Source organism: Marinitoga arctica (assembly GCF_054657315.1).
On the sequence record NZ_BAAHYY010000005.1, the window covers coordinates 94,297 to 107,467 of the forward strand.

Genomic DNA, 13,171 nt, shown 5'->3' on the forward strand with positions numbered 1-13,171 from the left:
TATGATATAATACTCCTCGGAGACGTAGCCTAATTGGCTAAGGCGTCGGTCTTGAAAACCGATGGGGTTGACGCCCCGTGTGGGTTCGAGTCCCACCGTCTCCGCCAATATTTAAACCGCCCGACTCAGGGCGGTTTTTGGTTTATTTTACAGAACCAAATCTATTATATGGCCAAATTCTTAAAAAAGGTTTCCCTATAATATTCTTTTCAGGAACTATACCAAAATATCTACTATCAAAACTTTCTGTAGTATTATCTCCCATAAAGAAATAGAATCCTTCAGGTAAAACAATTTTTATTCTACCGTTATTCTCAATAAAAACATTATTTAAATCTAAATTTGAAAGATATTTTTCATAATACTCAGTATAATTCAATGTTTTGTTATAGTATCTAAAAGCTCCTAAATCAAACATAGGTTTTCTAATTTCATTATAAGTTCTATAAATATCACTACTATATTTTTCAGGGTAAGCCATATATTTATAATAATCTTTTGAGGCAAATATTCCATCAATATAATAATATCTATCTTCAAATCCTTCTGGTATTTTTCCATTTACATATAATTGAGCTACGGAATTTTTGATACTTTGTGGAATTTTATCAATATCACCATAGTAATCAATAATTTTTTTAAGCCAATAAGGGATTTCAAAATCCTTTTCATTTTTTATTTTATCCCATATTTTATTGTCTGGAACTAGTTCTATAGTATCACCTGGAGTTCCAACTAATCTTTTTACATATTTAACATGACCATCAAATTCTTTTGGTGCAAAAAAATCCATAAATTTATCAAATGCTCCTAGTTGTTTTTGAGCATTTGAATCTACAAATGGGGTCCAAAATACTATAATATCTCCAATTTGGGGTTTAGAATAATCATAAGTAATTTTTTCAATAAACAAACGGTCCAACACCTGAATGGTTGGTACCATAGAAGGTGTTGGAACCATCATTGTTTCAAATACAAAAAGTCTAATAATCGTTCCAAAAATTATAGCGTAAATAAGAGCGTTTATCCATTCGTATGTTTCTCTTTTTATTTTAGACTTTATATTTTTAGGCAAGATCAGTCCCTTCTCTCCTTGATCTTAATCTTACCTCTTACATTTCTTAAATAATAAAGTTTTGCTCTTCTTACTTTACCTTTTCTTACAACTTGAATTTTTTCAATTGATGGGGAGTGAACAGGGAATATTCTTTCAACACCGATACCATTAGCTCCAATTCTTCTTACTGTAAATGTTTTACCTAAACCGCCACCTCTTATTTTTATAACAATACCTTCATAAGCTTGAACTCTTTCTCTTCCGCCTTCTACAACTTTAACGTGAACTCTTACTGTATCACCAGGTCTGAATTCTGGGATGTCTTCTCTCACATAATCTTTTTCAATGGCTCTAATATATTGATCCATGTTAAACCCTCCTTGAGAATATTTTTATTATATATTATTTTTCTCCAAATAACCTATCTAAAGTTATTGCAACTGCCGCTCTAACTGATAAATGATTAAATTCTGCATTTCCTCTGATAGGCTCTAATTCGTAATCACAAATTAATCTTATTTCTTCAGGCATTCCCCAACCTGTACCGAATAAGATTAAATGTGGATCATCGTTTTCTATAATTATTTTACTAATTTCTTCAAAACTTTTTGTTCTTTCTCTAATTTTTGCAGATGTAAAAATTAATTTTGTTTTTTTCCCCTCTATTTTTTCAATGTCTTCTAAAACATCTTCTAAATAAGGCTTTAATTTTGCTATAGATAAGGCATCATGTCTATTCGGATTGTATTCTTTTCCAAATCCTTCCGTCCAATATTTTAGCACATTTTTAACTATTTGTTGTTGAGCAGGGAGATTTGATACAATATAATAATTTTTTATATTATAAGTTCTAGATGATCTTGAGATATCGTGAATATCTAAATTAGTAATAGCTGTTGATATAATTTGTTCTTCCCTACCTAATATTGGATAATGAATTAAAGCGACATAAACATTATTTCTCATTTAAAATCAGCTCCCTGATTATATTGACAATCACTTTTTTTTCAAACTCATCTAACTCATGTTTTATGAATAAATCTGGACGTTTTAATATAGTTCTCAATATGCTTTCTTTCTTTCTATATTCTTCTATTTTTTTATGATTCCCACTCAGTAAAACTTCCGGTACCTTCATTCCTCTATATTCTTTTGGCTTAGTATAATGAGGATGGTCGAGTAATTGATTATAAAATGAATCATTTTTTACGCTATCGATATCCCCAACAACTCCTGGGATAAACCTACACAAAGCATCAATCATTATCATAGAAGGTAATTCGCCACCGGTAACAACAAAATCACCTATAGAAAATTCTTCATCAACTATAGACATAACTCTTTCATCAATTCCTTCGTATCTTCCACAAAAAAATACAAGATTTTCCTTTTTTGCTAATTTTTCTGCGTCAGAAGATTTAAAAGTTTTTCCTTGAGGTGATGTAATTATCACATAAGGTTTTCTTTTTCTGGTTTCTAAATAATTATCATAAAACTCAAAAAATGGTTCAGGTTTCATTACCATTCCTGGACCACCACCATAGGCATAAAGGTCGGTAACCCTGTGTTTATCTTTTGTATAGTCTCTTAAATTATGTGATTTAAAAGAAACTATATTTTTTTTAATAGCTCTTGATAAAACCCCATAATTTGTAATGGCTTCAAACATTTCTGGAAATATAGTAACTACATCAATCTCTATCTTCGGTTTCATCATCATACCATTCCAATCTCTTAACAACCATATTTTCTTCTTCTTTACTGAATTTAACAATATTTTTCCTTATTAAAGGATATAGTATTTCTGACTTATTAAATCTATCTATTTCTTTTTCAATGATCAGTACTTCATTTGCACCAGTTTCTAATATATCTGTAATTTTGCCAATATATGTTCCATCATCATAAAATACTTTTTTACCAAGCATCTGAAAATAATAAAATTCATCTTTATCAAGAACTGGCAAACTATCTTTTGAAATATAAATAATAAAGTCTTTATATCGTTGTGCTGTTGAAATATTTTCTACACCATCTATTTTGATTATATACAATTTGTTTGCTTTACGGATAGAATTAATTTTTGCGTATAAAAATCTTTTTGTTTTCGGATTATAGAGTAAAACATCGGTTAAATTATAAAAAATATCTTTTTCATTAGTTAATGGAAAAAGTTTAAGTTCTCCTTCTAACCCATGAGTATTTGAGAGCTTACCTATTGCTACCCTATCTTTCAAGAGGTCGTCTAACCTCTTCATCTTATCACCTAATTACCTTTAATAAAAATTTTGTATTTTCATCTTTTTTAGCTGCAGTTAATAATGTGTTTATAGATTTTATAGTTCTACCATCTTTACCTATAATTTGACCAACATCTTGTGGATCAACATGAATTTCAAAAATAATTTCTTCATTATTAACTTGTTCAATGATGTTTACAGAATCTGGATTTTTAACTATACCTTTAATAATATTTTCTAATAAATCTTTCATTTATATGCCTCCTGGCATTAAGCTTTTTTTGTAAATTTAATTTCGTGAACTTTTTTCATAACACCAGCTTTAGATAAAATATCTCGTGCTGTGTCTGTAGGTTGTGCACCTTTTAAGATCCATTCTACAGCTTTTTCAACATTAACTTGGAATGTATCGTTTTCTCTTAGTGGATCGTAGAAACCTAATGATTCTATGTATTTACCACTTCTTTTTTCTCTTGAATCAACTACTACAATCCTATAAAAAGGTCTGTGTCTTCTTCCCATTCTGTTTAATCTAATTTTTACCATGTTAATAATACACCTCCTAAAAATTTTAGTTTTATTTAATTTCGTTATTATAATCCACCAAATGGCATTTTTCCAAATAAAGATTTTTTGTTTTTCATCTTTTTAACTTGTTTCATCATTTTTTTCATTTGTTCATATGATTTAATTAATTTGTTTATATCTTGTAAAGTAGTTCCGCTACCTTTTGCAATTCTTTGTTTTCTTGAATAATTTAATATACGGGGCTTTTTTCTTTCTTCTTTGGTCATCGAACTAATTATAGCTTCTATTTTTTTCAATTCTGCTTCACTTTTGTTTACGTCTATAGCATCTTTGGGTACACCCGGTATCATTTCTAAAATTTTTGATAATGGACCAAGTTTTTTTATTTGTTTTATTTGTTCTAGGAAATCATTGAAATCAAATTTCCCCTCTAGGAATTTATTTGCTGATTCCTCGGCTTTTTGCTTATCAATTTCAGATTCAACTTTTTCAATAAGAGATAAAACGTCCCCCATCCCTAAAATTCTACTAGCATATCTATCCGGATGGAAAAGCTCTAGATCGCTAACCTTTTCACCTATTCCAACAAATTTAATAGGTTTTTTTGTAACCTGTCTTATAGAGATAATAACACCACCACGGGCATCACCATCAAGTTTTGAAACTATAAATCCACTTAATTCTAATCTATTATTGAACTCTTTTGCTGAATTAACTGCATCCTGACCTATCATGGCGTCTACAACCATTAAAATTTCTTCAGGCTGAACAAGTTTTTTAATTTCTTCTAATTCTTTCATCATATCATCATCTATATGTAATCTACCAGCTGTATCAAGAATGACAATATCGTGAACTAGTTTTTCTGCATATTCCATTGCCTCTTTAACTATTTTAACAGCATTTTTTCTATCACCAGTAAATACAGGAACTCCAATTTGATTACCTAATTGAATTAACTGATCAATAGCTGCAGGTCTATAAGTATCAGCAGCAACTAATAAAGGAGCCTTACCTTGCTTTTTGAAATAATTTGCTAACTTAGCAGCATGAGTAGTTTTACCGCTCCCTTGCAATCCAACTAACATAATGTAACCAGGTCTTTTTGAAATATTTAATTGAGGTTTTTCATCTCCACCCATTAATTTAATTAACTCATCCCTTACTATTCTTATGAATTCCTGATCAGGTGTTAAACTTTCTAATACCTCTTTTCCAAGAGCCTTTTCTGTAACGTTATTAACAAAGTCTTTTACTACTTTGTAATTTACGTCTGCTTCTAATAAAGACATTTTTACTTCTCGAACAGCAGCTTTTATATTTTTTTCAGATAATTTTCCTTGGCCTTTTAATGTTTTAAAAGCTTTTGATAATTTTTTTTGTATATTGTCAAACACTGTAGCACCTCCGGTGAGGAATAATAATAAAACAAAACACACTCAGATTATAGTAATAAATATTATACTACAATCTGTACATAGAACCTCTTTTTATCGAGTTTTAATGAATTAACATAAAAATACAAATCTAGTATACTATAAAAATTCTTTTTTTTCATGAATTCTATTGAACAAAATGTGAGAAGGTGGAAAATTTAAAGTTACAATTTGATTGCGGTAATAGAAAGAAAAATTTAATTCATTCTCAACGTAGAATTTACAAAATATATCATATATGCACAGATAAAAAACAATCCCATGTCCAAAAAGTACAACTAATCAAACTTTAATTATAAATCTCAAAAATATCATATTTCCGTAATTGTTCTTACATAGGTTATATCAGACTCATGTTCGCGTTCGGCATCACGCAATTTTGTATACATGCAAAATTGCGTGGCTTCATATATTATTTTTCAGGTATTTGCTAGTTTTTGATTATATTGTTTTTTGAATATTCTAAAAACAATAATTATTTATTTTTTTAAAAATATATTGTATCATAATTAATTAAAAAGTAACTTGATAAATAATATTATTAATGTTAAAATAGATATGCAAAAATGAAAAAGGGGAGGTATTTAGTGTGAGGAAAAGCATTTTTATAATTCTTATGTTGTTTGTATTGTTGTTTGTAAGTTGTGCTAGAGTTGAAGAAAATATTGGTAAAAATGTTGCTACTGCAGAGGATATATTAGTAACTAATGTAACTTCTGAATATTCTCCAGAAACAAGGGAGATTTTATTAAAATGGGAAGGTGATGAAAATACAACATATGAAATTTATTCCAGAAAATATAGTGATAATGGTTATGTTTTAAAAGGAAAAATAAAGGGATTAATGTTTAAAGATACAAAACCATTTGCTGGAGATGTTTTGTATAAGGTAGTACCAAAAAATATAACAAAGAGTACCCTTGTGAAAAGCACAAATTCTGAAAATACAACCTCAATAAGTTTAAATGACTATATTGGCATAAATAACGGGGTTGTAAAAATTTTTGATCATAGAATTAAAAATAATAATGTTTTTGTTAATGATGAAGTAGCATTAGAGAGTGTTAATATCGATATTTTTAGTTTGTTTGCATTAAGCATATCAAATAATGTTTATAAAAATGAATATATTTATATCCCTGAAAATGATTTTGAAAATTATACATCAAAAATACATATTTTAAAGGTAGATAAGTACGGTAAACTTCAAAAAGTTAATACAATTGATAAATTACCTTTTTTATTATATTTATAAAAAATTTTGAAGGAAAACTTATTATAGGTGGGTATGATGTATCTAATAATAGTGCTGTATTGAAAATTTATAATTTATCAAATCCTGAAGATCTAAAATTTGATAAAAAGTATGATTTAATGTCAGGAGCACAAACTGCTGGTTTTGGGAAAAGTGGAAAATATTATTATATAATTTATTTTGGTGGATCGGGTGAAAATAGCGGAATATATGTACAATTTATAGATAATGACTTTAACATTATGGAAAACAGAAAGGTTAAAATATCGAATTATCCTTATATTGTAAATTTTGCATTTAATCAAAATGAATACATAATAAATGATGGTATGAACAAATATTATTTTAATGTAACTGATGATTTTTCAAAAGAAAATTTAATTTCTGTTAATTATGATGTTACTGCGGGGAATTATATAAGATTTTATTCTTTTGATGGAAATAAATTCTATATAGTTGATGGTGGAAAATTGAAAGTCTATAAATTTGAAGACAATGAATTAAAATCAGATTACAATATTGATATTAATTATGATGAAAAAATTAATGAAAGTGGAAATTATATTGAACATCCACACTTTATAATAATAAATAAAATAGAAAATTATTTAAATATAAGTATATTATATCTTGATAGTATAAATGGGTACAATTTTGGAGTTTCTAAATATTATTATTATATTTATGATATAGGAAATAAAAAAATTATTTATTATGATTCTGATGATTCTGAGAATGCAGATGAGAATTATAGAAAAATCAACCCTATAGTATTTAAATATCATTAAGAACAAAAAAGTTCTCGTTAATTGGGAACTTTTTTTCATTAAGTCAAAGAAACAATTTAAACATTAGATAAAAAACTTTTAGTTTTTATTATTAAATAGAGTATAATAAAATTATAGGGGGTGATAAAATGTTTTTTTGGTTGTTATTATCTGTTTTTGTTGTATCGATTATTGTTTCTTGGATAATAGCAAAAATATTTGATAAGCCCATTGAGAAAATTTTAGAAAAAATCATTAATGATTCAATAAGTTATGCATGGAAAAAATATTTTATTTTTGCAATTTATATTACGGGAATTTCATCAGGAGTAAGAATATGGGATATTGAAAAATATCTTGGTTATACAAATTTTAATCAAAATGGTGAAATAATAAAAAATTCCATCCCTCTAACTTCAGAAAGATGGACACTTGAAATTGTTAGAACTATTATAGAAGCATTACAAGGAATTTCAATAATGTTATTAGTATTTTTTATATTTGCTTTAATAGCCTTTGTTATAATGAGGGCTATTGAAAGTAAACGTTTAGAAAAAAAGGACATATAATAAATGAGTTATAAAACCTGCAATAATTCCAGCAATAGTATGAGAGAGAATAGCTTTACTTGCTAATTTTCTAGCTTTTAAAGAATCCATCATAGCAATATGAGTAGATAAATATCCGCTCCAAGTCATGCCAATTGCTGTTAAAACAGCAATATCATTAGGAGATATAGATTTAGTTTCTATAAATCGCGGAATTAATGCTAGTGCTGCACCAGTTGATCCTAAAGAGGTTAATGGAAATGCAATTAATTTTGGAGATTTAAATCCAAAAAGGAAGTTTAATATAAAATCTAATTTTGCACCTATCCATTGTAAAATAGGAACACCTTCATAAGGTAATCCTTGGTATCCTATAGATGGATCTTTTGGTCCATTTGTAAACATCATAACTATTGTACTAATAATTAAAACACCAGGTATAATTGATAATCCTAAATCAACGCCAACCTTTCCACCTTCTAATAAACCATCAATAAGTCTTGAAATAACACTACCTTTAGTAGCATTCCAGTATTCAATATCTTCAGGATGATCTATATGTTTGCTTCCTTTATAATATTTTTTAGTATAATGAGAAAATATTCTAACACTAATAATACTTCCAAATATTGCTCCTAAATTACCGAGCAATACAGGGAAAAATAAATTTTCTCCTATGGCTGATGATTGAGCTATCATAAACGTCGTTACAATTAATCCCATGCCAAATGATGTCCCTAAATTGCATAATAATGGAATTTGCCATTTTTCAAAATATTTTGTGAATTGTTTATCTTGAGCTAAAGATAAAATAGCTGGATTGTCTGATAAATATGTAGTTAATATTCCAAGAGCAGATGCACCAGGTAAATTATATAAAGGTTTCATTAATTTTGAAAGAAACTTATTAAGTAAATAAACAACCCCAAATTCTGAAAGAACATTACCAAAAGCACTTGTTAAAACAGCTACAGCCATAATAAAAAATACAGTATTTAATAATAAATCATGAGCAGTAGTCATTAATGTTTTAAAAAAATTACTAAATCCCATATAATTCATTACAGGTAGGAAAATAGCAAGAGATATGAAAATAAATAAAAAAGGTTCTTTAAGTTGTGTCTTTTTTACAATTTCTTTATCTTCCATAATATACCTCCAGATAGTTGAATTATCAAACAAAATATATTATAATAGATATGAAAAAAATTTCAAACCTTAAATTAAGTGATTTTTAGTTTTTGTAGTTAAATAACGTTACTTTTGGCAAGTTATAACTTTAAATTTAATTAAAGCTTCAAAAATAAATAACTTACTTTTGTTAAAATAAAATTACAAACGGAGGCGTGTTCCGAATTGGCTAAGGAGCCGGTCTCGAAAACCGGTGAGAGGAATCTCTCGTGTGGGTTCGAGTCCCACCGCCTCCGCCATTTTTATATAATTTTGGCGGGAGGGTTAAAGGTGAAAAATTTAAGAAATGTATACGAATCATTGAAAAAAAATATAGAAAAAGGGAAAACAAATTACGCTATTCCTAAAAGATGGATGCCTAATGATTATGAAGGTGTTGTACATTTAAAAGGAAGGACATTTGTAGTAAATCCTTACGAATATTTTTCGAAAATTATTGAAAGAATTTTAAGAAATACAGATAATACAACAGATTATTCAAAACCATTATCTTTTTCGATTAATGAAAAAACAACAAATTGGTTAAAGAAATCAATAATATATAGTGCTCATGTAAGGATGACAGCAGCATATAAACACGATGTAAATTCTGCATATTTTAAACCTGATGATGAACTAGGTTATAGAGAAAGTGGAACATTTTTGAAGATGATAGCACTACTTCCTTATTTAAAACAATATAATGTAGATGCTATTTATTTGCTTCCCATAACTCAATCAAGTGATAAATTTAAAAAAGGTGAAGTAGGCTCTCCATATGCAGTTAAAAGTTTTCATCATGTAGAGAAAGATTATCATGATCCGTTATTAGAAAATTTTAATGCTGATCAGGAATTTTCAGCATTTGTTGAAGCTGCACATATGATGGGAATGAGAGTTATTTTAGATTTTATACCAAGAACAGCAGCTAGAGACAATAATTTGATATTAGAACATCCGGATTGGTTTTATTGGATTGATATAAGTGAATTATCTTCATATAAACCGCCAAAAATAGAAGAATTAGACTTTGAACAACCATCAATAGAAAACTTATCTATATTATATTCAAATCCAGAGGTAAAGAAACATTTGAAAAAATTTAGATGGGCTCCTAATATTACGGATCCACAAAAATGGGAAAATTTTGTAAAGAAAAATAAAAACAATCCAAATTTTCTGGAAGAAATTGTTAAAGAATTTAAATTAATCACAGTACCAGGATTTTCTGATTGGATTAATGATCCGCAACCAACATGGGATGATGTAACATTCTTAAGGCTATTCTTAAGTCATCCAATGGAATCAGAAAAATATTTAGAAAATCCCGATGATCAACCGCCATATGTATTATATGATGTAGTAAAATCCAGTAATTTCCCAGGTAAAGTTAAAAATGAAGAATTGTGGGATATGATTTCAAATATAATGCCTTATTTCCAAAAAAATTATGGCATTGATGGAGCAAGATTAGATATGGGGCATGCTTTGCCTAAAGAATTGGAACATAGGATAATATCAAATGCAAAAAATTATGATCCCTCTTTCGCAATTATTGCTGAAGAATTATCTATGGATAATCATGTAAAAGCTAAATTGAGTGGTTATGATGCAATTTTAGGAAATACATGGTGGGCAGAACCAAGACATAAAGAAAGTTGGTTTGTAAAAACAGTAAGAGATATAATGCCAAAATTAGAAGTTCCTTCATTTGCCACATCTGAAACACCAGATTCTCCAAGGGCAGTAAATAGAGATGGAGGAGAATTATTCGCAAAATTATCAGCAGTTGTAAATACATTTATGCCAAACGGTATAACAGTAATTAATTCAGGAAGTGAAATTTTTGAAAAACAACCGATGAATTTAGGGCTTGATTTTGAAAAACCTGAAGAAGAAAGATATAAATATTTAAAACCAACAGATCAATTTTACGGTAAATTAGCTTTTTTTGATTATTATGCATTACACTGGGATGTAGATAAACATATGGTGAGGTTATTAGTAGCTTTGGGAAAAATAAAAAAAGATTATGAAAATTTAATAAGCAATATCAGTTATTATAGATATACTGAACATATGGATAAAGTATTTTCTATGTTTTATTGGGATGGAAGTAAAGGGTTACTGATACCGATCAATTTAAATTTTGATAAAGCAGTTAATTTTGGATTTGATTTAGGATATCATACTTGGCGTGGGAATCATAAAATTAATTTATTACTTGAAAATTACAGAAGATGTGATTTCAAATGGGATGAAGGTGCTTGGTTAAATATTAATCTTAATCCTGGTGAAGCAAAAATATATCTTATTGAATAAAATAAACAAATGCCCTGATAATGGGGCATTTGTTTTTTAGATCAACTCAATGATTCGACATTGAGATAGAGAGTATCTATTTTTATACTTGCTTTTTTGATATACTAATAATTATTTTAGTTATTTTAAAATCAAAAAACTTTTGAATATATATTAAATGGAGTATCTCTTTAGATAAAAAGAGCTTTAATTCATTTATTATAATTACCAGAATTTTTATTATTATGCTGGAACCTTGGCCAGGATGAATTTGCTAATCCTTTACTCATAGTATAAATTGCATATAAATAACCATCTCTTGATCCAATATAAACAGTTCCATCATTGCTAATAGCAGGAGAGGAATAAGAAAATCTTCCATTAGGTAAAATTCTCCATTTTTCAGAACCATCAGGATTAATTGCATATAAATAACCGTGTTCTGATCCAATATAAATAGTCCCATCATTACCAATAGCAGGAGTAGAGGTAAGCCTGTAATTGGGTAAAAACCTCCATTTTTCAGAGCCATCAGGATTAATAGCATATAAATAATAAAAATGACCATAATCATTTAAGATAACCAAATTCGAAGCAATATAAACAGTTCCATCATTACCAATAGCAGGAGAGGAATAAGAAATATTATCACTAGTTTCAAACTTCCATTTCAAAGTACCATCAGGATTAATAGCATATAAATAACCATCATTTGATCTAATATAAATAGTCCCGTCATTACCAATAGCAGGAGAGGAAGTTATAGAGCTTCACGTCTTAAACTTCCATTTCAAAGTACCAGGTTTAACATATTTAAATGTAGATATATTACTTTCACTATATCCTCCCTTATCGTCTTTTGCAACAACCTTCCAATAAAAATTGGTATCATTTTCTAAGTTGTTTACAACTAAAGTAGTTGTGTTTAAATTTTCTTTAATTAATTCTAAGCTATTCTCATCTGTACCTAAATAGACATCATAAACAACAGGATCATTATTAGGATCTTGTGATATTTGCCATGTTAATGTTGCTGAAGTCATATCGACAACCGTTTCTTCATATTCGGGTGATAGTAAAATAGTTTTTTTGGCGAATCAGTTGTTTTAAAGGAAATAGTAGTTACAGTTTTAGCGTTATATTCATCAATAGCTTCTAATTTAATAGTGTAAGTAGTATCAGGTATTAAATTAGATAATTGATATTTTTTTAAAGAGTAGTTTTCTTTTATAATTTCATCATTTAAATAAATATTGTATATAATATTATCATTTTCATTATCAGTAGCATTCCAAGTAATAACAGGATTTAATTCAACATTAGTTGAATTGTCTTTTGGATATGTTATTTCTAATTGAGGTGGGTTATTTAAATTCATACAACTAATTAGTAAAAATAAAATTATTATTGAAAAGAAAAATACTTTTTTCATGATTTGCCTCCTTTGAAATTTTGTGATTTTCATCATTTTCAACAATGCCTAATAATTCAAGTTTTTTCTCTTGTATTATTAATTCAATATCTTCTCTGTCTACAACAATAATATTGTTTTTCTTCGACAGATAAGATTCTGCAATTTTGTTTAATAAAGTATTATTTTCAAATCCATAAATTCCAATTTTAACAAAATTAGCATTTAAAATAGTTGAAAAAATAAGAATTATAAAAAACAAAGTCTTTTTCATGTTAACCTCCTTGAAAAAATAAAATTAAAAAAATTAACGATATATACATATTATATCACTTTATTTTTGATAAACAAATCAGTATTAAAAAAATAAATAAAAATTTAATTGTAATTAATATATCTTAGATATATTAATATTGTATTTCATAAAAATTGGTTGGATTTTATTATTTTATATAACC

At 27.7% G+C, this 13,171-nt stretch carries 17 protein-coding genes and 2 tRNA genes; 6 read left to right on the forward strand and 13 right to left on the reverse strand.

Annotated elements, in window-relative coordinates:
* The first annotated feature begins 18 nt into the window (after positions 1-18).
* Positions 19-107, forward strand: a tRNA-Ser gene (locus ACYQ44_RS02810).
* A gap of 35 nt (positions 108-142) precedes the next feature.
* On the opposite strand, the gene lepB is transcribed toward ACYQ44_RS02810, so the two are convergent.
* From lepB to ffh, 8 genes are read right to left on the reverse strand one after another with little or no spacing between them, the layout of a single operon-like run.
* Positions 143-1,075 (reverse strand): signal peptidase I, encoded by a 933-nt coding sequence (lepB, locus tag ACYQ44_RS02815; RefSeq protein ID WP_459995065.1) that lies wholly within the window; start codon positions 1,073-1,075, stop codon positions 143-145.
* A 2-nt stretch (positions 1,076-1,077) separates the two neighbouring features.
* Entirely contained in the window at positions 1,078-1,425 is a 348-nt protein-coding gene (gene rplS / locus ACYQ44_RS02820) for a 50S ribosomal protein L19 (RefSeq protein WP_459995067.1), read from the reverse strand.
* Between the two features lie 34 nt (positions 1,426-1,459).
* A complete protein-coding gene (locus ACYQ44_RS02825) occupies positions 1,460-2,023 on the reverse strand; it encodes an RNA methyltransferase (RefSeq protein WP_459995068.1) in 564 nt (187 codons plus the stop codon).
* Positions 2,013-2,777, reverse strand: coding sequence for a tRNA (guanosine(37)-N1)-methyltransferase TrmD (gene trmD / locus ACYQ44_RS02830; RefSeq protein ID WP_459995070.1), 765 nt, complete (start codon positions 2,775-2,777; stop codon positions 2,013-2,015). The genes ACYQ44_RS02825 and trmD overlap by 11 nt, the downstream gene beginning before the upstream one ends.
* Complete coding sequence (gene rimM / locus ACYQ44_RS02835) at positions 2,749-3,315, reverse strand: ribosome maturation factor RimM (protein WP_459995071.1); 567 nt, start codon at positions 3,313-3,315, stop codon at positions 2,749-2,751. The genes trmD and rimM overlap by 29 nt, the downstream gene beginning before the upstream one ends.
* A 4-nt stretch (positions 3,316-3,319) precedes the next feature.
* Positions 3,320-3,550 carry a KH domain-containing protein gene (locus tag ACYQ44_RS02840; protein ID WP_459995074.1) on the reverse strand — a complete coding sequence of 77 codons (231 nt, stop codon included), beginning with the start codon at positions 3,548-3,550 and terminating at the stop codon, positions 3,320-3,322.
* Positions 3,551-3,567: 17 nt separating this feature from the next.
* On the reverse strand, positions 3,568-3,843 hold the full coding sequence (rpsP, locus tag ACYQ44_RS02845; protein WP_459995075.1) for a 30S ribosomal protein S16: 276 nt from the start codon (positions 3,841-3,843) through the stop codon (positions 3,568-3,570).
* 47 nt (positions 3,844-3,890) lie between these two features.
* Positions 3,891-5,222, reverse strand: a complete 1,332-nt coding sequence (gene ffh / locus ACYQ44_RS02850) for a signal recognition particle protein (protein ID WP_459995076.1) — start codon at positions 5,220-5,222, stop codon at positions 3,891-3,893.
* Positions 5,223-5,850: 628 nt separating this feature from the next.
* Here ffh and ACYQ44_RS02855 point away from each other — a divergent pair.
* From ACYQ44_RS02855 to ACYQ44_RS02865, 3 genes are all read left to right on the forward strand, one after another.
* Complete coding sequence (locus tag ACYQ44_RS02855) at positions 5,851-6,516, forward strand: hypothetical protein (RefSeq protein ID WP_459995078.1); 666 nt, start codon at positions 5,851-5,853, stop codon at positions 6,514-6,516.
* 59 nt (positions 6,517-6,575) lie between these two features.
* On the forward strand, positions 6,576-7,304 hold the full coding sequence (locus ACYQ44_RS02860; protein WP_459995079.1) for a hypothetical protein: 729 nt from the start codon (positions 6,576-6,578) through the stop codon (positions 7,302-7,304).
* Positions 7,305-7,432: 128 nt separating this feature from the next.
* Complete coding sequence (locus ACYQ44_RS02865) at positions 7,433-7,852, forward strand: hypothetical protein (RefSeq protein WP_459995080.1); 420 nt, start codon at positions 7,433-7,435, stop codon at positions 7,850-7,852.
* Here ACYQ44_RS02865 and ACYQ44_RS02870 read toward each other — a convergent pair.
* Entirely contained in the window at positions 7,832-8,980 is a 1,149-nt protein-coding gene (locus ACYQ44_RS02870; RefSeq protein ID WP_459995081.1) for a CD0519/CD1768 family membrane protein, read from the reverse strand. The genes ACYQ44_RS02865 and ACYQ44_RS02870 overlap by 21 nt on opposite strands.
* Before the next feature lie 191 nt (positions 8,981-9,171).
* Between ACYQ44_RS02870 and ACYQ44_RS02875 the strand changes: the two genes are divergently transcribed.
* Both ACYQ44_RS02875 and ACYQ44_RS02880 read left to right on the forward strand, forming a co-directional pair.
* Positions 9,172-9,261, forward strand: a tRNA-Ser gene (locus tag ACYQ44_RS02875).
* 31 nt (positions 9,262-9,292) lie between these two features.
* The gene (locus tag ACYQ44_RS02880; protein WP_459995082.1) at positions 9,293-11,323 is read left to right on the forward strand and encodes an alpha-amylase family glycosyl hydrolase; all 2,031 of its coding nucleotides are present in this window, start codon (positions 9,293-9,295) and stop codon (positions 11,321-11,323) included.
* 191 nt (positions 11,324-11,514) lie between these two features.
* On the opposite strand, the gene ACYQ44_RS02885 is transcribed toward ACYQ44_RS02880, so the two are convergent.
* From ACYQ44_RS02885 to ACYQ44_RS02900, 4 genes are all read right to left on the reverse strand, one after another.
* Positions 11,515-11,976, reverse strand: coding sequence for an outer membrane protein assembly factor BamB family protein (locus ACYQ44_RS02885; RefSeq protein WP_459995083.1), 462 nt, complete (start codon positions 11,974-11,976; stop codon positions 11,515-11,517).
* 96 nt (positions 11,977-12,072) lie between these two features.
* Positions 12,073-12,345 carry a fibronectin type III domain-containing protein gene (locus ACYQ44_RS02890; protein WP_459995085.1) on the reverse strand — a complete coding sequence of 91 codons (273 nt, stop codon included), beginning with the start codon at positions 12,343-12,345 and terminating at the stop codon, positions 12,073-12,075.
* Positions 12,342-12,734: a fibronectin type III domain-containing protein gene (locus ACYQ44_RS02895; RefSeq protein WP_459995087.1), complete on the reverse strand. Its 393-nt coding sequence runs from the start codon at positions 12,732-12,734 to the stop codon at positions 12,342-12,344. The genes ACYQ44_RS02890 and ACYQ44_RS02895 overlap by 4 nt, the downstream gene beginning before the upstream one ends.
* Positions 12,685-12,987 (reverse strand): hypothetical protein, encoded by a 303-nt coding sequence (locus ACYQ44_RS02900; RefSeq protein ID WP_459995088.1) that lies wholly within the window; start codon positions 12,985-12,987, stop codon positions 12,685-12,687. The genes ACYQ44_RS02895 and ACYQ44_RS02900 overlap by 50 nt, the downstream gene beginning before the upstream one ends.
* Positions 12,988-13,171 lie beyond the last annotated feature (184 nt).